We start from the raw sequence: 24,796 nt of genomic DNA on the forward strand, positions 1-24,796 counted from the left end.
AGTTACTACGGACATGCGCGTCGCAATTTTCGGTACCGGCTATGTCGGACTGGTCACGGGTACCTGCCTGGCCGATGTCGGCCACCAGGTGGTCTGCGTCGATATCGACCAGGCCAAGGTCGACGGCCTCAACCGTGGCGTCATCCCGATCTACGAGCCGGGCCTGGAGCCGATGGTCAAGGCCAACCATGCCGCCTCGCGGCTGGCCTTCACCACCGATGCCGCCGAGGCGATCGCACATGGCCAGGTGATCTTCATTGCCGTGGGCACGCCACCGGACGAGGACGGCAGCGCCGACCTGCAGTACGTGCTGGCCGTGGCCCGCACCATCGGTCGGCACATGCGTGTGCCGACCGTGGTGGTGAACAAGTCGACCGTGCCGGTGGGCACGGCCGACAAGGTCCGCGCCGCGATTGCCGAGGTCCTGGCAGAGCGCGGCGAGGAGATCACGTTCGACGTGGTCTCCAACCCCGAATTCCTCAAGGAAGGCGACGCGGTGGCCGACTGCATGCGGCCGGACCGCATCGTGATCGGTGCGGCCAACGCCGAATCGGTGGCGCTGATGCGCCGCCTGTACGCGCCGTTCAACCGCAACCACGATCGTGTGGTGGAGATGGACGTGCGCTCGGCCGAGCTGACCAAGTACGCCGCCAACGCCATGCTGGCGACCAAGATTTCGTTCATGAACGAGATCGCCAATATTGCCGAGAAGGTCGGTGCCGACGTCGAACAGGTCCGCCAGGGCATCGGTTCGGACCCGCGCATCGGCTGGCACTTCATCTACCCGGGCGCCGGTTACGGCGGCTCGTGTTTCCCCAAGGACGTGCAGGCGCTGGCCCGCACCGCGCAGCAGTATGGCCATGAGCCCAAGCTGCTCAATGCGGTGGAGGCGGTCAACGACGCGCAGAAGGGGCATCTGTTCCAGCTGATCCAGCGTCATTACGACCGCGGTGAGGATGAGGGCGTGCGCGGCCGCACCTTCGCGGTGTGGGGCCTGTCGTTCAAGCCGAACACCGACGACATGCGCGAAGCCTCCAGCCGCCGCCTGCTGGCGCAGCTGTGGGAAGGCGGCGCCACCGTGCGCGCCTACGACCCGGAAGCCACCGAAGAAGCGCGACGCATTTTCGGCGAGCGCGACGACCTGGTGTTCTGCGAGAGCGCCTACGACGCCATCGACGGCGCCGATGCGCTGGTGGTGGTCACCGAGTGGAAGCAGTTCCGCAGCCCGGACTTCAACCGCCTGCGCGAAACGCTGAAGGACGCCGTGGTCTTCGACGGCCGCAACCTGTACGACCCGCAGGAAATCGAAGCCGCGGGCCTGGCTTACTACGGCATTGGCCGGGGACGTTCGCTGCATGCATGAGTCCACTCCCTCCGCGCGTGAGCAGGCGCTGGAAGCGCGCCTGGTCGAGCTTGAAATGCGCGTGTCCTTCCAGGAACAGGCGCTGGCCGAGCTCAGCGAAGCGTTGGCCGATGCGCGCATCGAGGGCAGCCGCAACGCCGACCTGACCCGCCTGCTGCTGGAGGACCTGGGCAAGGTCCGCAACGCGCTGTATTCCGATTCGGGCGAAGAACCACCGCCCCCGCACTACTGATCGACCCAACGTCATGAGCGATACCCTCCGCGACCAGCTGCTGGGCCTGGGCTTCAAGTCCGCGCCCACGCCCGAACGCAAGCCCGACGCCCGCCGTGATGGCCGGCCCCCGAACAAGCCGCACGGTGGCCGCCCGCAGGGCAAGGCCGCCGAGGGCGCGCGCCCGCCGCGCGATGGCCAGCGCCCCGCGCGCGACGGCGACGCCCGTCGCGGTCCGCAGGGCAAGGGCCGCCCCGGTGGCGGCGGAGTCCGTCCGGGCCAGGGCCAGGGCCAGAAGCCCGGCCAGGGCACGCCGCGCTCGCGCGAGGACATCGATCTGGCCAAGGCCTATGCGATCCGCGCGCAGAAGGAAAAGGATGACCGCATCGAAGCCGAGCGCCTGAAGCAGGAAGAGGCGCGCGTGCGCCGCGAAGCCAAGGTCAAGCTCGAAGAACTGCTCAAGGGCAAGGCGCTCAACGATGAAGCCGCCGACATCGCGCGGCACTTCCCGTACGGCGGCAAGATCAAGCGCATCTATGTCACCGCCGACCAGCTGCGCCAGCTCAATGCGGGCGAACTGGGCGTGCTGCAGAGCAATGGCCGTTACCTGCTGGTGACCGCGGCGGTGCTCGACAAAGCCGAAGCGGTGTTCGCCCCGTCGGTCGCGCTGCGCGTGGATCCGAACGCACCGGCCGAAGACGACCCGTACGCCGACCCGGCCTACCAGGTGCCGGACGACCTGGTCTGGTAAGCGCGTAATCGCCCCATGTAATGCCACCTGACGGCCTGCGAGGCAGGTCGCCAGGTCACAGGAGTGTGCATGCAGGAAAGCCAATTGCGACAGACCTACGTCCCACACATCGACGGCCTGCGTGCCGTCGCGGTGCTGTCGGTGATCCTGTACCACCTCAAGGCCAGCTGGCTGCCGGGTGGCTTCACCGGCGTCGACGTGTTTTTCGTGATCTCCGGCTTCGTGGTCAGCGCGTCGGTCGACCGACTGCCCGCAGTAGGGGGCTGGCAGGGCCTGCTGCGTTTCTACGCGCGGCGCATCCGTCGGATCGTGCCGGCACTGGTGGTCTGCCTGCTGGTCACCGCCGTGCTCAGCGCGCTGTTCATTCCCGAATCCTGGCTCAGCGAGACCAGCGACAAGACCGGCCGTCGCGCGTTCTTCGGCCTGAGCAACTGGGTGCTGGCCAGCACCGGCAACGACTACTTCTCGCCGCGCACCGAATTCAATCCGTACACCCACACGTGGTCGCTGGGCGTGGAAGAGCAGTTCTACTTGCTGTTCCCGCTGCTGTTCCTCGCGTGGGCACGCGGTGGACGCGGCCGCGCGCTGTCGCTGGGCCTGTTCGCACTGGCCACGCTGGCGTCGCTGGCCTACGCGCTGCGCCTGGTCGGGCAGGGCGGGCAGGAGATCCAGGCGTTCTACGTCACCACCACCCGTTTCTGGCAGCTGGGCGCCGGTGTGCTGCTGTACCATGCGATGTCGCTGGCCGGGCGCTTCACTGCGACATCCGGAGCAGCCACGCAGGGCGTGGCTCTACCGGTGGCAAGTGGGTTCTCCTGGCGTTCGCCGGTGCTGCTGCTTGCGGTGGCGGCACTCGGGTATGGGCTGTGGTCTGCCCGGCCGGGGCACTCGCCCTGGCCGGACGGACTGTGGCCGGTGCTGTCCACCGGCGTGTTGCTCGCGGTGCTGCATGGCCACCCGCAGGGCTGGACCGGGCGCGCGCTGTCCAGCGCGCCGATGGTCTGGGTCGGCAAGCTTTCGTACTCGCTGTACCTGTGGCATTGGCCGGTGTTCGTGCTGTTCCGCTGGACGGTGGGGCTGGAGACCGTGGCCAACGGCGCCATCGCCGTGCTGCTGGTGTTCGCGCTGGCCTGGCTGTCCTGGCGCTGGGTGGAGCAGCCGCTGCGGCATGGCGCGCGCGGTCCGCGCACGAACGGGCGCTGGGTGTTGCTGGGGCTGGCGGTGCTCGTGCTGGGCGCGGGCCTGCAGTCGGTGCTGGTCAAGCATCAGCGGCACTACTCGCTGAGCACGGTCAGTCGGCATCCGCTGGACTGGTATCCCTATGCGAAGGGCCTGAAGAAGGAAGTGCCGGACTGCCAGGTGGTCGAATCGCAGATTCCGGTCGCGGGCGGGCAGGCGCGCCTGCTGCAGCGGGGCGACTGTCCCGGCGGCAGCGGGACCGGCACCGTGTTGTTCGTCGCCGGCGACTCGCACGCGTTGGTCTACAACGAACTGCTGCGCCGCAAGGTGGTGCAGGACGGTGGCCAGGTGCGCCTGTACGGCAGCGGCGGCTGTGCGCTGGTCGGCATGCAGGGCTGGCGTGGGCCGAACCCGGCCTGCGATGCGTACACCCGGAACGTGCTGGACGACATCCAGGCCAACGCGCGCGCAGGCGATGTGCTGTTCCTGCCTGGCCTGCGCGTGCCGCGTCTGGCGGAGCAGTACCAGCTGTTCGACATCGTGCAGGTGCAGGCTGACCTGGCCAGCCCGGCGGCGGTAAGCGGGCGTGCGGGCGAGGTCGCGATGGCGATCGAACAGCTGCGACCGCTGGCCGAACGCGGCGTGCGCATCGTGTTCGAGGCGCCCAAGCCGGTGCTGCCGGCGCCACCGTACCGCTGCTCGGATGTATTCAACCGCCACAACCCGATCTGCATCAACGGCATGGAGATTCCGCGCGCGCAGACCGAAGCGATGCGCGCCCCGGTGCTGGACAGCCTCAAGCAGGTGGCCGCAGCACTGCCCGGCGCAACCGTGTGGGATCCGCTGCCGCTGCTGTGCCCGGGCGAGGTGTGCAAGCCCGACCTGGACGGCCGGCCGCTGTACTTCGACGGTGACCACCTGAGCGGTTACGGCAACCGCGTCCTGTTGCCGTCGTTCCGCGAGCAGGTGCGGTAGCAGCTAGCGGCGCTTGCCGCGCAACAGCGGCAGGCTGATCGCGAAGAAGCACAGCAGGGCGCCCGCCGCGGCGAAACCTGCACCGACGAGGAAGGCGGTGCGGCCGTTGTCGATGCCCCATAGCTGGCCGGCGATCAACGCGCCGAGCACGCCGCCCACGCCGGACGAGAATCCATAGAGCAATCCCTGTCCGTGCCCATTGAGCCGGCCCGGGAAATACGTGGCCAGCATCTGCATGGCTGCGGCGAAGAACGCGGCGAACCCCAGCGCGTGCGCGGTCTGCGCGACCAGCATCACCCCGAGGTGCTGCGGGAACAGGGCGGTGACCGTCCAGCGCACGGTTGAACTCAGCAGCGCGATCAGCAGCATCCAGCTGGCGTCGTAACGACGGAAGAAACGGCCGATGGTGAAGAACACGGCCACCTCGAACACCACGCCGATGGTCCACAGCAGGCCGAGGGTGGAGGTCGCATACCCGTGGTGGTCCATGTACACCGAGAAGAACGTGTAATACGGCCCGAACGAGAGCTGTTCCATGAAGGCGGCTAGGAAGAACGCCAGCACCTGCGGCTTGCGCACGATCTGCCAGAAGCCGCTGGCATCGCCATCGGCGCGGTGTAAGTCGCGCGCGTAGCGGTTGGCGAAGGAGGAGGCCACCAGCAGCGCGAACAGCGGCAGCATCAGCCACGGCAGCACGCCGGCGCTGCGGCCTTCCAGGAACCAGCCGAAGCCCATCACCACCGCGATGAAGCCCAGCGAGCCCCAGACCCGGATCATGCCGTATCGGTGGCTGTCGTTGCCCAGGTGGGTGAGCGTGATCGACTCGAACTGCGGCATCACCGCGTTGTAGAAGAAGCAGAACACCACCATCGCCGGGTACATCCACGGCTGTGGCAGCGGCAGCAGGAACGCGCAGAAGGTGACCAGCGTGAGCACGCTGCCGATCCGCAGCCAGCGGATCGGGTCGCGCGAGGCGGCCGCGATCGAGGTCCAGGTGGTCGGCGCCACGATGCGGGTGGCGTACCAGATCCCCATCATCACGCTGATCGCGGTCACGCTCATGCCGCGCGCGGTCAGGAACAGCGACCAGTAAGGCGTAAACGCGCCGAGCGCTGCGTAATAGAACAGGTAATAGCTGGAGAGGCGTGCGACCGGAACGGCGTCGTTCATTCGGGATCGTAATCCAGGTTCGACGCCAGCCACCGCTCTGCCTGCGCACGATCCACGCCCTTGCGCTTGGCGTAATCCGTGACCTGCTCGCGCGTCACCCGACCGACCACGAAGTACTGGCTCTGCGGATGGCTGAAGTAATAGCCGGAGACCGCAGCCGTGGGCAGCATCGCAAAGCTCTCGGTGAGCTCCATGCCCGCATTCCGTTCCGCATCCAGCAGCCGGAACAACGTGCCCTTCTCACTGTGCTCCGGGCACGCCGGATACCCCGGTGCCGGCCGGATCCCGCTGTACTGCTCGGAAATCAGCGCCTCATTGTCCAGCGCCTCGTCCGGCTGGTAGCCCCAGTAATCCATCCGCACCTGCTGATGCAGCCGTTCGGCCAACGCTTCGGCCAACCGGTCCGCCAACGCCTTCAACAGGATCGCGTTGTAATCATCATGGTCGGCCTCGAAGCGCGCCACATGCGGCTCGATGCCAATCCCCGCCGTCACCGCGAACGCGCCGATCCAGTCCTGGCGGCCGCTGTCGGCCGGGGCGATGAAATCGGCCAGGCAGAAGTCCGGGCGTTCCACCGGCTTGTCCACCTGCTGGCGCAGGAAGTGCAGCACGGCCGGGCCCTCGTCGGTCTGCAGGTGCACATCGTCGCCCACACTGTTGGCCGGCCACAGCCCGAATACCGCCCGGGCGGTGAGCCAGCGTTCCTCGACGATGCGGGTCAACATCGCCCGCGCGTCGCGGTACAGATCGCTGGCCTGGGTGCCGACGATCTCGTCGGTAAGGATGGCCGGGTACTTGCCGGCCAGCTCCCAGGCCTGGAAAAACGGGGTCCAGTCGATCACCTCGACCAGGTCGGCCAGCGGGTAATCGTCCAGCACGTGCAGGCCCGGCTTGCGCGGGGCAGGAGGCGTGTACGTGTCCCAGCCACCGTCGAAGCGCTGCGCGCGGGCCTTGGCCAGGGTCACCAGTCGCTTGGCGTCGCCGCGGTTGCGGTGGCGCTGGCGGATGTCGGCGTAGTCGGCCTCGTTGGCGGCCACGAACGCCTCGCGCAGCTCGCTGGAAATCAGCGACTGGGCCACGCCCACCGCGCGCGAGGCGTCCTTCACCCACACCGTGGGTGCCTTGTAGTGCGGGTCGATCTTCAGCGCGGTATGCGCGCGCGAGGTCGTGGCGCCGCCGATCATCAACGGCAGGGTGAAGCCCTGGCGTTCCATTTCACGGGCGACATGGCTCATTTCCTCCAGCGACGGCGTGATCAGGCCGGACAGGCCGATGATGTCGGCGTTCTCGGCGCGTGCTGCGTCCAGGATCTTCTGCGCCGGCACCATCACGCCCAGGTCGACCACCTCGAAGTTGTTGCAGGCCAGGACCACGCCGACGATGTTCTTGCCGATGTCGTGCACGTCGCCCTTGACCGTGGCCATGATGATCTTGCCGTTGCTCCTTGCGGTGTCGCCGCTGCGCGCCTTCTCGGCTTCGATGAAGGGCAGCAGGTAGGCCACCGCCTTCTTCATCACCCGCGCGGACTTGACCACCTGCGGCAGGAACATCTTGCCAGCGCCGAACAGGTCGCCGACCACGTTCATGCCGTCCATCAGCGGCCCTTCAATCACGTCCAGGGGGCGGCTGGAGCGGACGCGGGCTTCCTCGGTATCGGCTTCCACCCAGGCATCCAGGCCGTGCACCAGCGCATGCGCCAGGCGTGCGTCGACCGGCTTCTCGCGCCAGGCCAGGTCTTCGCCCTTGACCTCGCCTTTCTTGCCTTTGTAGCGCTCGGCGATCTCCAGCAGGCGCTCGGTGCCATCGCTGCGGCGGTTGAGGATCACGTCCTCCACGCGCTCGCGCAGCTCGGCATCGAGGTCGTCGTAGATCGGCATCGCACCGGCGTTGACGATGCCCATGTCCATGCCGGCGGCGATGGCGTGGTACAGGAACACCGAATGGATCGCCTGGCGCACGGTTTCGTTGCCACGGAACGAGAACGACACGTTGGAGACGCCACCGGAAACGTGGCAATGCGGCAGCGTGCGCTTGATGATGCGGGTGGCTTCGATGAAGTCCACCGCATAGTTGTCGTGCTCTTCGATGCCGGTGGCGACGGCGAAGATGTTCGGGTCGAAGATGATGTCCTGCGGCGGGAACCCGACCTGGTCGACCAGGATCCGGTAGGCGCGCGTACAGATCTCCACCTTGCGTGCACAGGTGTCGGCCTGGCCCTGTTCGTCGAAGGCCATCACCACGGCGGCGGCGCCATAGCGCAGCACCTTGCGCGCGTGTTCGATGAACAGCGCTTCGCCTTCCTTGAGCGAGATCGAGTTGACCACGCTCTTGCCCTGCAGGCACTTCAGCCCGGCCTCGATCACGCTCCACTTGGAGGAGTCGACCATCACCGGAATGCGGGCGATGTCCGGCTCGGACATGATCAGGTTGAGGTAGCGGGTCATCGCCTTTTCGGAATCGATCAGGCCCTCGTCCATGTTGACGTCGAGGATCTGCGCGCCGCTGGCGACCTGCTGGCGCGCCACTTCCACGGCTTCCTCGTAGCGCTCTTCCTTGACCAGCTTGCGGAACTGGGCGCTGCCGGTGACATTGGTGCGTTCGCCGACGTTGACGAACAGCAGGTCCGGGGTAATGACCAGCGGCTCAAGCCCGGACAGGCGGGTGTGGCGGGTCGGTGCGCTCATGCGGCCTGCTCCCGTGCTGCGGGCAGGGCGCGCGGTGGCAGCCCGGCCACGGCCTCGGCAATGGCACGGATATGGTCGGGGGTGGAGCCGCAGCAGCCGCCCACCAGGTTCAGCAGGCCGTCCTGGGCGAAGCCGCGCAGGGTGGCGGCCATCTCATCCGGGGTTTCGTCGTACTCGCCGAAGGCGTTGGGCAGGCCGGCGTTGGGGTGGGCGCTGACGTAGCAGTCGGCGACCTGGCCCAGGGTTTCCACGTGCGGGCGCATCGCGTCGGCCCCGAGCGCGCAGTTCAGGCCGATCGAGAGGGGGCGCGAATGGGCGAGCGAGGCGTGGAAGGCGTCGGCGGTCTGCCCGGACAGGGTGCGTCCGGAGGCGTCGGTGATCGTGCCGGAGATCATGATCGGCAGCCGTGCGCCGCGCGCGTCGAAGGCTTCTTCGATGGCGAACAGCGCCGCCTTGGCGTTGAGCGTGTCGAAGATGGTTTCGACCATGAGGGTGTCGGCGCCGCCGTCGATCAGGCCATCGATGGCTTCGCGGTAGGTGTCGCGCAGCGCGTCGAAACTGGTGTTGCGGAAGCCGGGGTCGTTGACGTCGGGGCTGATCGAGGCGGTGCGGCTGGTCGGGCCGAGCACCCCGATGACGAAGCGCGGCTTGTCCGGGGTGGTGGCTTCGACGGCGTCGCAGCAGGCGCGGGCGACGGCGGCGCCGGCCTTGTTGAGCTCGTACACCAGGTGTTCGAGGTGGTAGTCGGCCTGGCTCACCGAGGTGGCGTTGAAGGTGTTGGTCTCGATCAGGTCGGCACCGGCCTGCAGGTAGGCGGTGTGGATGCCGGCGATGACCTCGGGGCGGGTCAGCAGCAGCAGGTCGTTGTTGCCCTTGAGGTCATGGCCTTCGGGGGTGCCGTGGTCGCAGCCGGCCCCATGCTGGTGGTCGAAGCCCTGGGCGAAACGCTCGCCGCGGTAGTCGGCTTCCTCCAGCCCATGCCGCTGGATCATGGTGCCCATGGCGCCGTCGATGATCAGGATGCGGGTGGCCAGCGCATCTTCGAGGGCGCGGACACGGTCGGGGTGCAGCCAGGGCAGGGACATGCGGGGCAACCTCAGGGCTTGCTGGCGATCAGCGAAATGACTTCGAAGTGTGGCGGGCGCTTTTCGCGGGTCACGGTTTCCAGGCTGGAGACGACCAGCCCGGCCTTCTCGGCGAACCTGCGCAGTTCCTTGTCCGAGAAGCCCAGGTTGACGTGGCCATAGGCTTCGACGGCGGCCTTGTGTTCGTGGCGGGCCAGGCTGCACAGCAGCAGGCGTCCGCCGGAGCGCAGCACGCGCGCGCCTTCGGCGACGGCCTGGGCGGGCTTGGCGGCGTAGGTCAGGGCGTGCATCAGCACGACCAGGTCGAAGCTGCGGTCCTTGAACGGCAGGGCATGCATGTCGCCTTCGCGGACCTCGACGTTGGCGAGGCGGCGCAGGCGTTCGCTGGCGGCGGCGACGACGCGGGCGCTGGTGTCGATGCAGACGTAGCGTTTGGCATGCGGGGCGACCAGTTCGGCGAGCACGCCGTCGCCGGAGGCGATGTCGAGCACGTCGCCGGTTTCCAGCAGCGGCAGCGCGGTGCGGGCGAGGGCTTCCCAGGTACGGCCGGGGGAGTAGTGGCGCTCCATGTCGCCGGCGACGCTGTCGGCCCAGTTCTGGTCGGCGGCGCGGCTGGCGAGCACGGCGGCCACGCGTTCCGCATCCTGGCGCAGCAGGGGATCGTCGCTGCCGGTGCTCAGGGCATGCCACAATGCACGCTGCGCGGGGTCAAGCGCGGCGTCGTCGAAGCGGTAGTAGGCCGAGACGCCAGCGCGGCGGTCGCGGACCAGGCCGGCCTCTTTGAGCCGGGCCAGGTGGGTGGACACCCGGGGCTGGGCCAGGGTGGTGATGGCCGAGAGCTCGGCCACGGTGAGTTCTTCCTGCTCCAGCAAGGTGAGCAGGCGTACGCGGGTGGCGTCGGCGAACACTTTCAGCCGGACCGACCAGTCCTCGAGATCCATAAATATCTACCTATCGCGATATAGAGATATTTTCGTCCGTGGGTGCCTCGTGGGTCAAGTGAGGTGGAACGGGCCGTTCCCCGCTACAATCCTTCCATGCGGCTGCGTATTGTGGCCTCCAGCCATGTTCCTGGGAGGGTGTTGTGGATTTCAGCTTTACCGAAGAGCAGCTGATGCTGCAGGACGTTGCCCGTCGCATTGCGCAGGAAAAAATCGCCCCGAGCGCGGAGCACCATGACCGCACCGGCGAGTTCCCGTTGGAGAACATCCGCCTGCTGGGTGAAAACGGGCTGATGGGCATCGAGGTGCCGACCGAGTACGGCGGCGCGGGCATGGACCCGATCTCCTATGTTCTGGCGATGGTCGAAGTGGCGGCAGGCGATGCCGCGCATTCGACGATCATGTCGGTGAACAATTCCCTCTTCTGCAGCGGGATCCTGAACTTCGGCAGCGAGGCGCAAAAGCAGAAGTACGTACGCGCGATCGCGGAAGGCGAAGCGATTGGTGCGTTCGCGCTGACCGAGCCGCAGTCGGGTTCGGACGCGACGGCGATGCGCTGCCGCGCGGTGAAGCAGGCCGACGGCACGTACGTGATCAACGGCAAGAAGAGCTGGATCACCTCGGGCCCGGTGGCGAAGTACATCGTGCTGTTTGCGATGACCGCGCCGGAGCAGGGCGCACGCGGGATCACGGCGTTCATGATCGACACGGACAAGGCGGGCTTCCACCGCGGCAAGACCGAGCCGAAGCTGGGCATCCGTGCGTCGGCGACGTGCGAGATCGAGTTCCAGGATTACGTGGCAGACGTTGACGATGTGGTGGGCAAGGAAGGCGAGGGCTTCAAGATCGCGATGGGTGTGCTGGACGCAGGCCGCATCGGCATCGCCTCGCAGGCCATCGGCATCGCGCGTGCGGCGTACGAGGCGACCCTCGAGTACGTGAAAGAGCGCAAGGCGTTCGGCGCGGCGATCGGCACGTTCCAGATGACGCAGGCGAAGATCGCGGACATGAAGTGCAAGCTGGACGCAGCGCTGCTGCTGACCCTGCGCGCGGCGTGGGTGAAGGGGCAGGGCAAGCGTTTCAGCAACGAAGCGGCGATTGCCAAGCTGACGGCCTCGGAAGCGGCGATGTGGATCACCCACCAGGCGGTGCAGATCCACGGCGGCATGGGCTACTCCAAGGAAATGCCGCTGGAGCGTTACTTCCGCGACGCCAAGATCACCGAGATCTACGAAGGCACCTCGGAAATCCAGCGCTTGGTGATCGCGCGCAACGAAACCGGTTTGCGCTGATCCAACGCCAAGCCGTGCAATACATCGGGGCCCTTCTTGGGCCCCGATTGCTATTGGGCGCTTGATTGCATGGTGTGCGGTAGAGCCGGGCCTTGCCCGGCTGCTGTTGGATTCGGGCGAACAGCCGTGGGTTGCGAGGTTTCCCTGGTCAGGGCCGTCGGGTGCGGGTTTGTGGGGGACGCTGCAAGTACGTCCATGTAAGCTCATCGCCGCATCCATGCGGCTCGTGCCCCCTCAAACCCACCCCCGCCGACCCTCCGACAGTGCCTCGGAGGCCACAGGAGAAGCCGGTGTGCCGACCGATGGTCGACACGAATGCGTGCTTTGATGGTTTACGGGGGACACGCATGGCGTGTCACTACGCGGTGCGTCCTGCCCACGGATGCAGGCTTGGTAGGGTTGGTTCCCAAACAACCGCCGTGAAATCGCCCGCGTCCGGTAACGCATGGAAATCGAACGAAACCCCATGTCGGCCGTAGGCCGACATGGGCGTTTCCCATGGCCACCGGCCAATTGTCAAAGGGTCGCCCGGGGTCGGTTTGCGGGGGACTCGGCGCCATGGATGGCGTCCGCGTAGCCTACATGGACGTACTTGCGGCGACCCCGCAAACCGGCACCGGGCGGCCCAAGCCAGGGAACCCTTGCACCCCAGGGCTGTTCGCCCAAAACCAACAACAGCCGGGCAGGGCCCGGCGCCACGCAACGTTGGCAACTGCCGAACAAAAAAGGCCCCGGATCGCTCCGGGGCCTTTCGCATTACAAGTTACTGCAGATCACCGATCCGGACGATGCACCGTATTCGCGTCGCCCTGGCGTTCCAGGAACTCCTTGGACGGTTCGTCCAGCTTGTCGCCCAGCATGCGGCGGACCACCACGAAGAACACCGGGATCATCAGCAGGCCGAGGAAGGTGGCGAACACCATGCCACCAATCACGCCGGTACCGATTGCGTGACGCGCGTTGGCGCCGGCGCCGGTCGAGATCGCCATCGGGATCACGCCCATGATGAACGCGAACGACGTCATCAGGATCGGGCGGAAGCGCAGGCGCGCCGCCTCGATCGTCGCATCGCGCAGGTTCCGGCCCGCCGCCCGCTGCTCCACCGCGAACTCCACGATCAGGATCGCGTTCTTCGCCGCCAGGCCGATCACCGTGATCAGGCCGATCTTGAAGTACAGATCGTTCGGCAGCCCGCGCGCCAGCGAGAACGCCAGCGCACCCAGCACGCCCAGCGGCACCACCAGCAGCACCGCCACCGGGATCGACCAGCTTTCATACAGCGCCGCAAGGCACAGGAAAACCACCACGATCGACAGCACCAGCAGCAGCGTCGCCGCGTTGCCCGCCAGGATTTCCTGGTAGGACATGCCCGACCAGTCGTAGCCGAAGCCCGCCGGCAGGTCGTCCTGCACGATGCGCTCCATCGCCTGCATCGCCTCGCCCGAACTGCGGCCCGGTGCCTGCGAACCCACGATGTTGATCGCCGAATACCCGTTGTAACGGCTCAGCGACGGCGGCGCCGACACCCATTCCGAACGTACCACCGTGCTCAGCGGAATCATTGCCGGCGTACCGTCCGCGTTGGTCTGCAGCGAACTCGGCGTGTAGAAGCTGTTCAACGACTCCGCCCCGGTCCGGAACGGACCGTCGGCCTGCATCGTCACCCGCTTGATGCGGCCCTGGTAGAAGAAGTCGTTCACGTACACCGGCGCCAGCATCAGCTGGATCGTGCTGTACACGTCCGACACCGACAGCCCCATCGTCTGCGCCTGTACCCGATCCACATGCAACTGCAGCTGCGGTGCGTTTTCAAGCCCGTTCGGGCGCACGCCCGTCAACAGTTCCTTCTCTTCCGCCGCCTTGCCCAGCAGCGTGTTGCGCGCCTGCGTCAACTGCTCGAAGCCCACGCCGCCACGGTCCTGCAGCCACATGTCGAAGCCGCCGAACTGGCCCAGGCCCTGAACCGTCGGCAGGTTGACCACGAAGATCTGTGCTTCCTTGATCCCGTAGAACGCGCCGTTCATGTTGCCGATGAACTCCGGCACCGTGATGTCACGGTCCGCCCACGGCTTGAGCCGAATGAAGCCCATGCCCACGTTTTCGCCCGAACCCACGAAGCTGAAACCGGCCACCTGCAGCATGCCCTCGAACCCATCCTGCTTTTCCAGGATCCCGCGCATCTGCGCGAAGGTTGCGTTGGTCTGCGCCTTGGTCGAACCCGGCGGCAGCTGCACGATCGCCAGCGCATAGCCCTGGTCTTCTTCCGGCAGGAAGCTGCCCGGCATGCGCGTGAACAGGAAACCGCACAGCACCGTCAGCACCACGAACAGGATCATCCAGCGCGGCGCATGCTTCACCGCCGACGTGATGTGGCCCACGTAGGTGCCGCTGACCTTGTCGTAGTACTTGTTGAACGTGCGGTACACCACGTTCGGCTCGCCGTGCGTCGGCTTCAGGAACGTCGCACACAGTGCCGGCGTGAAGCCCAGCGCCAGGAACGCCGAGAACGCCATCGCGATCGCAATGGTCAGCGCGAACTGCTTGTAGATCTCGCCGGCCGCGCCGCCCTGCAGCGCCGACGGAATGAACACCGCCGCCAGCACCACCGTGATCGCCACCACCGCACCGGTGATCTGGGTCATGGCCTTCTGGGTCGCCGCCTTCGGTGGCAGCTTCTCCTCGGTCATGATGCGCTCGACGTTCTCGATCACCACGATCGCGTCATCCACCACGATGCCGATCGCCAGCACCATCGCGAACAGCGTCAGCTGGTTGATCGTGAAGCCGATGATGCTCATGCCCAGGAACGTGCCGAGCAGCGCCACCGGAATGACCAGCGTCGGGATCAGCGTCGCCCGGAAGTTCTGCAGGAAGATCAGCATCACCAGGAAGACCAGCACGATCGCTTCGACCAGGGTCTTGACCACTTCCTCGATCGAGATCTTCACGAACGTGGTGCTGTCGTACGGCGAGAACCAGGTCACGCCGGCCGGGAAGCTCGGCTGCAGCTCTTCCATCTTCGCGCGCACCGCGTCCGCCACGTTCAGTGCGTTCGCGCCCGGCAGCAGCTGGATCGCGAACGCACCGGTCGGCTTGCCGTTGTACTGCGTGTCGAAGCCGTAGTTGTTGGCGCCGAAGGCAATCCGCGCCACGTCCTTCAGCATCACCCGCGAGCCGTCTGCATTGGCGCGCAGGATGATGTTCTCGAACTGGTCAGGCGAGCTGAAGCGCCCTTCGGCCGAGACCGTGGCGGTGAAGTAATGCCCGGCCGGGGACGGATCCGAACCCAGCGAACCGGCTGCGAACTGCACGTTCTGCGCCTTGATCGCCGCCAGCACTTGGGTGGCCGACAGCCCGAAGCCCTGCATGCGTTCCGGGTTGAGCCAGATGTTCATGGCGTACTCGGAACCGAACTGCTGGGTGCTGCCGACGCCGGGGATACGCGAGATCTGGTCGAGCACGCGCGAGCCCACGATGTCGTTGAGCGCGTCGCGGGTGATCGACTCGCGGTCCGACTGCAGCGCCACCACCATCAGGAAGCCGGCGTTGGCCTTGGCCACCACCACGCCCTGCTGGGTCACTTCGGTGGGCAGGCGCGGCGTGGCCAGCGACACCTTGTTCTGCACCTGCACCTGCGCGATGTCCGCATCGGTGCCGGTTTCGAAGGTCAGGGTGATCTGCGCACGACCGTTCGAGGCCGACGAGGAACTGAAGTACAGCAGGTGGTCGATACCGGTCAGCTGCTGCTCGATCACCTGGGTGACCGACTTTTCGGTGGTGTCGGCGCTGGCGCCGGGGTAGGTGGCGCTCACCGTCACCTGCGGCGGTGCGATGCTTGGGTAGGACTCCACGCCCAGACCCAGGATCGAGATCACGCCCGCAAGCGAGATCAGGATCGCGACCACCCAGGCGAATACCGGGTGTTCAATGAAAAATTTAGGCATGACGGAGGGTTCCCGTTACTGCTTGGTCGGTTCGGCAGCCGGAGCGCCGTCGGAGGGCTTGGCGGCCGCGTCGGCAGGTGCCGCAGCGTCGGCCTGCGCGGCCGGTGCCTGGCCGGCAGCGGCGGGCGCAGCGCCCGCCGGAGCCTGCCCATTGGCCCCCGGAGCGGTCGGGCTCCACGGCTTGGCCGTGGCCGGCGCATCTTCCTTCACCTTCTGCACGCCGGCGACGATCACCTGGTCGCCCGGCTGCAGGCCGCTGCTGACCAGCCAGTTGCTGCCCTGCTGGCCTTCGGTGACGACGTTCTTGCGCACCACCTTGCCGTCCTTGCCGACCACCATCACGAAGCCGCCGACGGTATCGCGCTGCAGCGCCTGCAGCGGTATCAGGAACGCGTTCTTGCGCTCACCGAGGACCGCCTGGAAGCTGACGAACGAGCCCGGCAGCAGGATCTTGTCCGGGTTCGGAAGCACCGCGCGCAGGGTCACTGCGCCGGTCGATGGGTCGACCACGGCCGAGGAGTAGTCCAGCGTGCCCGGATGCTCATAGGCGGTGCCGTCGGAGAGCTTCACCGCCACCGTCGACTTGCCGTCGCCGGCCAGTGCCACCGAGCCCTTGGCTTCGGCCTGGCGCAGCTGGGTCAGTTCGTCCGAGCTCATCGAGAAGTTCACGTACAGCGGGTCGAGCTGGTCCACGGTGGTCAGCAGGGTGATGTCGCCCTGGCCGACCAGCGCACCTTCGGTCACCTGCTGCTTGCCGGCGCGGCCGTCGATCGGCGAGGTCACCTGGGCATAGCCGAGGTTGATCTTCGCGTTCGACAGCGCGGCCTGCGCCTGCTGCACGGCGGCGGCGGAGGAGCGTTCGTTGGCTTCGGCCGCGTCCAGGTCCGACTTGGACACGAACTGCTGCGGCGCCAGCGAACGGGCGCGGACGGCGGCGGCCCGGGCATTGGCCGCGGTCGCCTGTGCCGAGGCCAGCTCGGCCTGCGAGGCATTCAATGCGGCCTGCAGCGGCGCCGGGTCGATCAGGAACATCACCTGGCCCTGCTTGACGTCCTGGCCTTCCTGGTAGACGCGCTTGAGCAGCACGCCCGGCACGCGGGCGCGCACGTCGGCGCTGCGATACGGCGACAGGCGGCCGACCATCTCACGCTGCAGCGGCAGGGTATCGGCCTTGGCTTCGATCACGCCCACTTCCGGCGGCGGGGGCGTCTGTTGTTCCGGCTTCTTGCAGGCGGCCAACGCGACGGCGACTGCGCACGTCAGGGCGAGGGTGCGGAGTGGGGCGATCATCGGGGGGAACTCCGGTGTTGGTTTGAATGCTGGGGGTGGACCGCGACCGGCGCAACGCACGCGCGCGGGTAGCTGTCCACGGGAATGTCGGCCCACCGGCGCCGCCGCGAGGCGTCTGCACGAAGGGAGAAATACGGTACGGCGATCCTGCTCAATAGCAGGTGGCTCATGAAGTGCGGGTCGTCATGCCGGTCCGGGCCGGCGCCGAGTCGCAACAGGGTCTGTTCAGTGATGTGAAATCCGACAGCACCGTTCCACACGCGGTGATCGCGTGCATCCAGCACGGCGGCGGTGGGGGTGGGGGAAGTCACGCGGTGGACTATACCGTCCAGTTCAGAATTGGTGAAGCATGGCTTTCGACACGGTTCGTTGTGCGCGTCGTCAAGTTGCCATGTCCAGTGCCGATGCTGTCATGCACATGTCGGATGCAGCACATTCCATACTCTGGCGCACTGATCAACGTGCGACGTAAACGCCAACCAACCCGAAAACCCTTATTCCGTCCTGCAGCAAGGTGTTTTCGTGCGGTAGGGCTACAATTTCATTTTCCCAACTGGGCAACACGCATCGCTCTGCCATGAAACCGCAAAAAACAGCAGCCAAGACCGTGAAAAAAACGACCAAACCAGCCGATACGCAGACTGTCTCGCCAGTGGGCTTCTCTCTGGAACCGGTGTACACGGCTTTGCGCAAGCGTTACCCGGCGGCCGGGCAGGCCGAGGCAGTGGCGTTCGCCGCAGAGTTCTACAAGCGCATGGAAGCGGACGAGTTCCCGCACCACACGGTTGAGGAATGGGCCGCACTGGCCGGCGACACCCTCGAATTCTCCCGCGTGCGCAAGGCCGGCAAGGCCAACGTGCGCGTGTTCAACCCGACCCTGAAGGCCAATGGCTGGGAGTCGGCGCACACCGTGCTGCAGATCGTCAACGACGACATGCCGTTCCTGGTCGACACCGTCACCATGACCCTGGCAGAACATGGCGTGGGCGTGCACGTGCTGGGCCACCCGGTGATCCGTTTCAGCCGCGACAAGGCCGGCAAACTCACCCAGGTGGGCGAAGGCACCGCCGAGTCGGTGATGCTGCTGGAGATCGACCGACAGCCGGCCGAGGCCATGGCCGACGTCGAGCAGGCTATCGTCAAGGCCCTGGATGAAGTGCGCGCCATCGTCGGCGACTGGGATGCCATGCGCAGCAAGGCGCTGGTCCTGGCCGACGACCTCGGCACCCGACAGCTGCCGGTCGACGACGCGTCGCGCAGCGAGGCGCAGGCGTTCCTGCGCTGGGCCGCCGACAACCACTTCACCTTCTTCGGCTACCGCGAGTACCGCGTCGAGAAGCAGGGCAAGGAAGAGGTGCTGGCGCCGTTGAACGACACCGGCCTGGGCCTGATGCGCGGCAAGGACAAGTCCGCTGCGCGCCCGGTCAAGACGTTGGCTGCGCAGGGCCTCAACGCCACCACCGGGTTGAAGGACGCGTTGATCCTGACCAAGACCAACGCGCGTTCGCGCGTGCACCGCGCTGGCTACATGGACTACATCGGCGTGCTGGAATTCGACGCCAAGGGCAAGATCATCGGCGAGCAGCGCTTCCTGGGCCTGTTCACCTCCAGCGCCTACAACCGTCGCCCGTGGGAAATCCCGCTGGTGCGCCAGCGCCACGAATACGTGATGAAGCAGTCCGGCCTGGCCCCGGCCAGCCACAGCGGCAAGGCCCTGCGCCACATCCTGGAAACCCTGCCGCGCGAAGAACTGTTCCAGTCCACCGAGGAAGAACTGTTCCGCACCGCCATGGGCGTGCTGGGCCTGCAGGAACGCGTGCGCAGCCGCCTGTTCCTGCGCCGCGACAAGTACAGCCGTTTCATCTCCGCGCTGGTCTACCTGCCGCGCGAGCGTTTCAACACCGACGTGCGCCTGCGCATCGAAGCGATGCTCAAGGACGCGCTGCAGGGCGAGTACGTGGACAGCTCGGTAGTGCTGGGTGAGTCGCCGCTGGCCCAGGTGCACCTGATCGTGCGCCCGAAGGCCGGCCAGACCCTGGAAGTGGACACCAGCGCGCTGGAACAGAAGCTCGCCCAGGTGCTGCGCAACTGGCAGGACGACCTGCGCGAAGCGCTGGTGGCCCGCCACGGCGAAACCGAAGGCCTGCGCATTGCCGCTCGCATCGGCAAGGCGCTGCCGGCCGGTTACATCGAAGACTCGAGCACCGAGATCGCGGCCAACGACGTCAGCCAGCTCGACGCGCTGACCGGTCCGGACGACCTGCGCCTGAGCCTGCAGGCCGTGCACCGCGAAGAAGGCGACGGCCTGCGACTGAAGCTGTACCGCCAGCTGGACGACATCCCGCTGTCCGATGCGCTGCCGATGATGGAGAACATGGGCCTGCGCGTGATCGCCGAGCGCCCGTACCGCCTCACCGTCGACAACGCGCCGGTGTACGTGCAGGACTTCGAAGTGGAGTCGGTGGCCGGCCCGATCGACGCGGCCAGCGCCGATGCCGCCTTCGGTGAAACCTTCGCCCGCGTGTGGCACGGCGACGCCGAGAACGACGGCTTCAACCGCCTGGTGCTGTCGGCCGGCCTGCACTGGCGCCAGGTCGCCATGCTGCGCGGCTACTGCAAGTACCTGCTGCAGACCGGCGTGCCGTTCTCGCAGGCCTATGTGGAAGGCACGTTCACCCGTTACCCGCTGCTGGCCCGCCTGCTGGTGGAGCTGTTCGAAGCGCGCTTCGACCCGGCGACCGGGCATGAGGACAAGGACGCGATCGCGGAAGGCCAGGCCGACCTGCGCGCGCACCTTGAAGTGCTGTCTGGCGGCGACGAAGCCACCCAGAAGGTGCTGAAGACCGTGGTCGACGCCCGCAAGGGCAACCGCACGGCGCAGATGGACGCCGCGCGCGATGCGCTGCTGAAGCTGATGGACCGAGTCTCCAGCCTGGACGAAGACCGCATCCTGCGCAGCTTCATGGGCGTGATCGACGCGACCCTGCGCACCAGCTACTACCAGACCGACGCGCAGGGCCAGCACGGCCACGTGATCAGCTTCAAGTTCGATTCGGCGCTGGTGCCGGACCTGCCCAAGCCGCGTCCGTACCGCGAAATCTTCGTGTACGGCCCGCGCGTGGAAGGTACCCACCTGCGCTTCGGCGCGGTGGCGCGTGGCGGCCTGCGCTGGTCGGACCGTCGCGAAGACTTCCGTACCGAGGTGCTGGGCCTGGTCAAGGCGCAGATGGTCAAGAACACGGTGATCGTGCCGGTCGGCGCGAAGGGCGGCTTCTTCGCCAAGACCCCGCCGGCCAGCGGCGACCGCGATGCGGTGTTCGCCAACGGCGTGGCCTGCTACAAGCTGTTCATCCAGGGCCTGCTGGACATCACCGACAACATCGTCAACAACAAGATCGTGCCGCCGGTGGACGTGGTCCGCCATGACATGGACGACCCGTACCTGGTGGTGGCGGCCGACAAGGGCACTGCGACGTTCTCGGACATCGCCAACGGCCTGGCCATCGCGCACGGCTTCTGGATGGGCGATGCGTTCGCGTCGGGCGGTTCGGTCGGTTACGACCACAAGGGCATGGGCATCACCGCACGCGGTGCGTGGGAGTCGGTCAAGCGCCACTTCCGTGCGCTGGGCCGTGACAGCCAGAGCCAGGACTTCACCACGGTGGGTGTCGGCGACATGTCCGGCGACGTGTTTGGCAACGGCATGCTGCTGTCGCGCCACATCCGCCTGCTGGCGGCGTTCGACCACCGTCACATCTTCTTGGACCCGAATCCGGATGCGGCAACGTCGTTCGTGGAGCGCGAGCGGATGTTCACGGTGCCGCGTTCGAGCTGGGCGGACTACGATGCGAAGCTGATCAGCAAGGGCGGCGGGATCTTCCCGCGCACGCTGAAGTCGATCGAGATCACGCCGCAGGTGCGTGAGGCGCTGGGCCTGGACGAGAACGTCAAGGCGATGTCGCCGAACGATCTGATGAGCGCGATCCTGAAGGCGCCGGTGGACCTGCTGTGGAACGGCGGCATCGGTACGTACGTGAAGGCGGCGACCGAGCAGCACAGCGATGTGGGCGACCGCGCCAACAATGCGCTGCGCGTGAACGGTGGCGAGCTGCGCTGCAAGGTGGTGGGCGAGGGCGGCAACCTGGGCATGACCCAGCTGGGCCGCATCGAGGCGGCGCAGGCCGGCGTGCTGCTCAATACGGACTTCATCGACAACTCGGCCGGTGTGGACACCTCGGACCATGAAGTCAACATCAAGATCCTGCTCAATGATGTGGTGCGGGCGAAGAAGTTGACGGTGGAGCAGCGCAACAAGCTGCTGGCGTCGATGACGGACGAAGTGGCGGAGCTGGTGCTGAACGACAACTACCGCCAGAACCAGGCGCTGAGCCTGATGGAGCGGATGGCGGTCAAGCGCCTGGGCTCGAAGCAGCACTTCATCCGGACCCTGGAGAAGCAGGGCCTGCTGGATCGCCAGATCGAGTACCTGCCTTCGGACGCTGAAATGTCGGCACGCAAGGCGCGTGGGCAGGGGTTGACCCGTCCGGAGCTGTCGGTTCTGCTGTCGTATTCGAAGCTTGTGGCGTTCGCGCAGCTGCTGGATTCGGACATTCCGGAAGATCCGTACCTGTCGAAGGAGCTGCAGCGTTACTTCCCGACGCCGCTGCAGAAGAAGTATGCGGACGCGATGGAGCGTCACCGCCTGAAGCGCGAGATCATCGCTACGGCGGTGACGAACCAGACGATCAACCGGATGGGCGCGACGTTCCTGATGCGTATGCAGGAGGACACGGGCCGCACGATCGCGGAGGTGGCGAAGGCGTACACGATCAGCCGTGAGACGCTGGACGCGCGTGCACTGTGGGCGCAGATCGATGCGCTGGACGGGACGCTGCCGGAGTCGGTGCAGATCGATGCGCTGGAAGTGATCTGGAAGCTGCAGCGTGCGTTCGTGCGCTGGCTGCTGTTCCGCCCCGGTGCGATGCCGGGTATCACGGAGGCGGTGAACCGCTACCAGGCGCCGTTCAACGACATCCGCGAGGCGTCGGGCGTGCTGCCGGATTCGCAGCGCCCGGCCTACGAGGCGAGCGTGCAGGAGTGGAAGGACAAGGGCCTGCCGCCGGCGCTGGCACAGCAGCTGTCGGAGCTGCAGTTCCTGGAACCGGCGTTCGACATCATCGAGCTGGCGCGCACGCGCAAGCTGAAGCCGGTGGATGTGTCGAAGGTCCACTTCCGCCTGGGCGATGCGTTGCAGCTGCCGTGGCTGTTCGAGCAGATCGATGCGCTGGAGGTCAACGGTCGTTGGCACGCGGTGGCCCGTGGCGTGCTGCGCGACGAGCTGGCGGCGCACCACCGCAACCTGGCGGCGCAGGTACTGTCGATGAAGGGCAGTACTGCCGAAGCCAAGGTCGCCGCATGGCTGGCCCGCGACGACAGCAGCCTGCGCTTCACGCTGTCGATGCTGCAGGAACTGGCCGAGCAGAAGACCCTGGACTACCCGACCGTCTCGGTCGCGGTCCAGCGCCTGGGCCAGCTGGCTGCCCACGGCGCGTAAGCGCTTCGGGTAGTGTTTGATGCAGAAAGGCCCCGCTTCGGCGGGGCCTTTTTTGTTGTCTGGCGCCCGCGATCCTGCGATTGCAAACAACCCGGTAGAGCCAGGCCCTGCCTGGCTCGCTGTTGGATTCAGGCGAACAGCCCTCGTCTGCGCGGTTTCCCTGGTCAGGGCCGTCGGGTGCGGGTTTGTGGGGGACGCTGCAAGTACGTCCATGTAAGCTCATCGCCGCATCCATGCGGCTCGTGCCCCCTCAAACCCACCCCCGCCGACCCTCCGATAGTTGGCAGGTGAGTCACCGAAAAGCGGTAGAGCCGGGCCTTGCCCGGCTGCTCTTCCTCTCCGCACACGACCATGTATGGGGGCGGCCGCCGGGTAGCCCCCGGAGGGACGCTAGAAAACATGGATGTTTTCTAGCAGCCCCCATGGATGGGTTCACGGCGTGTCCCGGAGCGGGGCTGCCCGGCGGCCGCCCCTGCACGTATGAATCGAAACGCTGCTGTTAGCGACCAACCCACAACAAGCGCACTTCCACCCCGGTTATGCTTCAACCAGCAAGCCCTCCACCGGACCCCACCAATGAGCGATTCCCCCCGCATCGCCTTCCTGGCCAGCAACACCGAAGCGGCCCAGCTCGCCCGCGCGGCGATGGTCGCTCGCTACGGCGACCATGCGCCGGAAGAGGCCGACGTGCTGTGCCCGCTGGGCGGCGATGGCTTCATGCTGCAGACCCTGCACCGGCATGGCGCGCTGGGGCGGCCCGTTTTCGGCATGAAGCTGGGTACAGTGGGGTTCCTGATGAACCAGTATCGGGAGGACGATGGCGAGTTGCCCGCCCGGCTGGCCGTGGCCGAGCCGGCCAATCTGCGACCGCTGGAAATGCTGGCATTGACCGAGTCGGGCACCACTACGGGCTCGCTGGCCTACAACGACGTGTCGCTGCTGCGCCAGACCCGCCAGGCCGCGCATATCGGGGTGGACCTCAACGGGCAGGAGCGCGTGGCCGAACTGATCGGCGACGGGGTGCTGGTGGCCACGCCGGCCGGGAGCACCGCCTACAATTACTCCGCGCACGGCCCGGTCCTGCCGCTGGGCTCGCATACGATCGCGCTGACCCCGTTGGCGCCGTACCGGCCGCGGCGCTGGCGTGGTGCGATCCTCAAGGCCGACACCGAAGTGCGCTTCCGCGTGCTCGATCCCTACAAGCGCCCGGTCAGCGTGACCGCCGATTCGCATGAAACCCGCGACGTGGTCGAGGTGACCATCCGGGAGTCGCGCGAACGCCGGGTGACCCTGCTGTTCGATCCGGAACACAACCTGGAAGACCGGATCCTCAGCGAACAGTTCATGTTTTGAAGGACCTTTGACCGCCATGGGCGACAACACCCCCCGCTTGCTGACCGTTGCCGTGACCTCGCGTGCGCTGTTCGACCTTGAAGAAGGCCATGCGCTGTTCGAGGCCGAAGGCGTGGACGCCTACGCCGAGTACCAGCGCACGCATGAAGACGACATCCTGCGCCCCGGCGTGGCCTTCCCGGTGGTGCGCAAGCTGCTGGCGCTGAACCAGGGCGAGTCGCCGGAGTCGCCGCGGGTGGAGGTCATCCTGCTGTCGCGCAATTCGGCCGACACCGGCCTGCGCATCTTCAACTCGATCCAGCATTACGACCTGGGCATCATCCGCGCCACGTTCACCGCCGGCGAGCCGACCTGGCCGTACGTGAAGCCGTTCGGCACCGACCTGTTCCTGTCGGCCAATCCGGAATCGGTGCGGCGTGCGCTGCGGCATGGCATCGCCGCAGCGACCATCCTGCCCAAGCCCTACGATGAAACGCTGGCCGCCGCCGAGCCGCTGGACATGAGCCAGCCGCTGGGCCAGCTGCGCATCGCGTTCGATGGCGATGCGGTGATCTTCGGCGATGAGAGCGAGCGCATTTCGCGCGAACAGGGCGTGGAGGCGTTTGGCCGGCATGAGCGCGAGAACGCGCGCGAGCCGCTCAGCGGCGGGCCGTTCCGGAACTTCCTGTCGGCGCTGCACACCCTGCAGGCGGAATTCCCGGCTGGCGAGGCTGCGCCGATCCGCACCGCGCTGGTCACCGCGCGCTCGGCGCCGGCGCATGAGCGGGTGATCCGCACCCTGCGCGAGTGGGGCGTGCGCCTGGATGAAGCGCTGTTCCTGGGCGGCCGCCACAAGGGGCCGTTCCTGGAGGCCTTCGGCGCGGACATCTTCTTCGACGATTCGCAGCACAACATCGACAGCGCCCGGCAGCATCTGAGCGTGGCGGCGGGCCACGTACCCCACGGCGTAGCCAACGAGCCCCGTTGATGCGCGCGTCACCGCGTAGTGCCCGCCGCTGGCGGGC

14 protein-coding genes are annotated in these 24,796 nt (G+C 66.8%); 8 read left to right on the forward strand and 6 right to left on the reverse strand.

Translation table 11 applies throughout. The annotated features are described in order from the left end of the window. Positions 1-13 precede the first annotated feature (13 nt). The 4 genes from C2U58_RS04400 (at position 14) to C2U58_RS04415 (ending at position 4,479) form a co-directional block, all read left to right on the forward strand. Positions 14-1,363: a UDP-glucose/GDP-mannose dehydrogenase family protein gene (locus tag C2U58_RS04400; RefSeq protein ID WP_102944706.1), complete on the forward strand. Its 1,350-nt coding sequence runs from the start codon at positions 14-16 to the stop codon at positions 1,361-1,363. Then, positions 1,356-1,595, forward strand: coding sequence for a SlyX family protein (locus tag C2U58_RS04405; RefSeq protein ID WP_070208808.1), 240 nt, complete (start codon positions 1,356-1,358; stop codon positions 1,593-1,595). Before C2U58_RS04400 ends, C2U58_RS04405 begins: the two co-directional genes overlap by 8 nt. 13 nt (positions 1,596-1,608) lie before the next feature. Then, positions 1,609-2,325: a DUF2058 family protein gene (locus tag C2U58_RS04410; RefSeq protein ID WP_102944707.1), complete on the forward strand. Its 717-nt coding sequence runs from the start codon at positions 1,609-1,611 to the stop codon at positions 2,323-2,325. Positions 2,326-2,409: 84 nt separating this feature from the next. Then, complete coding sequence (locus C2U58_RS04415; protein ID WP_253256640.1) at positions 2,410-4,479, forward strand: acyltransferase family protein; 2,070 nt, start codon at positions 2,410-2,412, stop codon at positions 4,477-4,479. A 3-nt stretch (positions 4,480-4,482) separates the two neighbouring features. Here C2U58_RS04415 and C2U58_RS04420 read toward each other — a convergent pair whose 3' ends face one another. From C2U58_RS04420 to C2U58_RS04435, 4 genes are read right to left on the reverse strand one after another with little or no spacing between them, the layout of a single operon-like run. After that, positions 4,483-5,649: an MFS transporter gene (locus tag C2U58_RS04420; RefSeq protein ID WP_102944709.1), complete on the reverse strand. Its 1,167-nt coding sequence runs from the start codon at positions 5,647-5,649 to the stop codon at positions 4,483-4,485. Further along, the gene (gene metH, locus C2U58_RS04425; RefSeq protein ID WP_102944710.1) at positions 5,646-8,333 is read right to left on the reverse strand and encodes a methionine synthase; all 2,688 of its coding nucleotides are present in this window, start codon (positions 8,331-8,333) and stop codon (positions 5,646-5,648) included. The genes C2U58_RS04420 and metH overlap by 4 nt, the downstream gene beginning before the upstream one ends. Continuing rightward, positions 8,330-9,418, reverse strand: a complete 1,089-nt coding sequence (locus C2U58_RS04430; protein ID WP_102944711.1) for a homocysteine S-methyltransferase family protein — start codon at positions 9,416-9,418, stop codon at positions 8,330-8,332. Before C2U58_RS04430 ends, metH begins: the two co-directional genes overlap by 4 nt. An 11-nt stretch (positions 9,419-9,429) precedes the next feature. Continuing rightward, positions 9,430-10,359 carry an ArsR family transcriptional regulator gene (locus C2U58_RS04435; protein ID WP_102944712.1) on the reverse strand — a complete coding sequence of 310 codons (930 nt, stop codon included), beginning with the start codon at positions 10,357-10,359 and terminating at the stop codon, positions 9,430-9,432. A 143-nt stretch (positions 10,360-10,502) separates the two neighbouring features. Here C2U58_RS04435 and C2U58_RS04440 point away from each other — a divergent pair, with 143 nt between their 5' ends. Then, a complete protein-coding gene (locus C2U58_RS04440; RefSeq protein WP_102944713.1) occupies positions 10,503-11,651 on the forward strand; it encodes an acyl-CoA dehydrogenase family protein in 1,149 nt (382 codons plus the stop codon). A gap of 773 nt (positions 11,652-12,424) precedes the next feature. On the opposite strand, the gene C2U58_RS04445 is transcribed toward C2U58_RS04440, so the two are convergent. Continuing rightward, positions 12,425-15,595, reverse strand: coding sequence for a multidrug efflux RND transporter permease subunit (locus C2U58_RS04445; protein ID WP_102944714.1), 3,171 nt, complete (start codon positions 15,593-15,595; stop codon positions 12,425-12,427). A 15-nt stretch (positions 15,596-15,610) separates the two neighbouring features. Next, on the reverse strand, positions 15,611-16,885 hold the full coding sequence (locus C2U58_RS04450) for an efflux RND transporter periplasmic adaptor subunit (RefSeq protein ID WP_102944715.1): 1,275 nt from the start codon (positions 16,883-16,885) through the stop codon (positions 15,611-15,613). Positions 16,886-17,462: 577 nt separating this feature from the next. Here C2U58_RS04450 and C2U58_RS04455 point away from each other — a divergent pair. The 3 genes from C2U58_RS04455 (at position 17,463) to C2U58_RS04465 (ending at position 24,759) form a co-directional block, all read left to right on the forward strand. Beyond that, on the forward strand, positions 17,463-22,439 hold the full coding sequence (locus C2U58_RS04455) for an NAD-glutamate dehydrogenase domain-containing protein (RefSeq protein ID WP_102944716.1): 4,977 nt from the start codon (positions 17,463-17,465) through the stop codon (positions 22,437-22,439). A 576-nt stretch (positions 22,440-23,015) separates the two neighbouring features. Beyond that, positions 23,016-23,792 carry an NAD kinase gene (locus C2U58_RS04460; RefSeq protein ID WP_102944717.1) on the forward strand — a complete coding sequence of 259 codons (777 nt, stop codon included), beginning with the start codon at positions 23,016-23,018 and terminating at the stop codon, positions 23,790-23,792. Between the two features lie 16 nt (positions 23,793-23,808). Next, the gene (locus C2U58_RS04465) at positions 23,809-24,759 is read left to right on the forward strand and encodes a 5'-nucleotidase (RefSeq protein WP_102944718.1); all 951 of its coding nucleotides are present in this window, start codon (positions 23,809-23,811) and stop codon (positions 24,757-24,759) included. Positions 24,760-24,796: the final 37 nt, after the last annotated feature.

The sequence above is a fragment of the Stenotrophomonas sp. VV52 genome (assembly GCF_002893095.1).
Classification (GTDB): Bacteria; Pseudomonadota; Gammaproteobacteria; order Xanthomonadales; family Xanthomonadaceae; genus Stenotrophomonas; species Stenotrophomonas aracearum.

What these genes read in the sequence shown, in the direction of transcription:
- C2U58_RS04410 (WP_102944707.1), top strand. Translation starts at nt 1,609, where the DNA reads ATGAGCGATACCCTCCGCGACCAGCTGCTGGGCCTGGGCTTCAAGTCC.
- C2U58_RS04450 (WP_102944715.1), bottom strand. Translation starts at nt 16,885, where the DNA reads ATGATCGCCCCACTCCGCACCCTCGCCCTGACGTGCGCAGTCGCCGTC.
- C2U58_RS04400 (WP_102944706.1), top strand. Translation starts at nt 14, where the DNA reads ATGCGCGTCGCAATTTTCGGTACCGGCTATGTCGGACTGGTCACGGGT.
- C2U58_RS04445 (WP_102944714.1), bottom strand. Translation starts at nt 15,595, where the DNA reads ATGCCTAAATTTTTCATTGAACACCCGGTATTCGCCTGGGTGGTCGCG.
- C2U58_RS04405 (WP_070208808.1), top strand. Translation starts at nt 1,356, where the DNA reads ATGCATGAGTCCACTCCCTCCGCGCGTGAGCAGGCGCTGGAAGCGCGC.
- C2U58_RS04455 (WP_102944716.1), top strand. Translation starts at nt 17,463, where the DNA reads ATGAAACCGCAAAAAACAGCAGCCAAGACCGTGAAAAAAACGACCAAA.
- C2U58_RS04460 (WP_102944717.1), top strand. Translation starts at nt 23,016, where the DNA reads ATGAGCGATTCCCCCCGCATCGCCTTCCTGGCCAGCAACACCGAAGCG.
- C2U58_RS04420 (WP_102944709.1), bottom strand. Translation starts at nt 5,649, where the DNA reads ATGAACGACGCCGTTCCGGTCGCACGCCTCTCCAGCTATTACCTGTTC.
- C2U58_RS04465 (WP_102944718.1), top strand. Translation starts at nt 23,809, where the DNA reads ATGGGCGACAACACCCCCCGCTTGCTGACCGTTGCCGTGACCTCGCGT.
- metH (WP_102944710.1), bottom strand. Translation starts at nt 8,333, where the DNA reads ATGAGCGCACCGACCCGCCACACCCGCCTGTCCGGGCTTGAGCCGCTG.
- C2U58_RS04430 (WP_102944711.1), bottom strand. Translation starts at nt 9,418, where the DNA reads ATGTCCCTGCCCTGGCTGCACCCCGACCGTGTCCGCGCCCTCGAAGAT.
- C2U58_RS04435 (WP_102944712.1), bottom strand. Translation starts at nt 10,359, where the DNA reads ATGGATCTCGAGGACTGGTCGGTCCGGCTGAAAGTGTTCGCCGACGCC.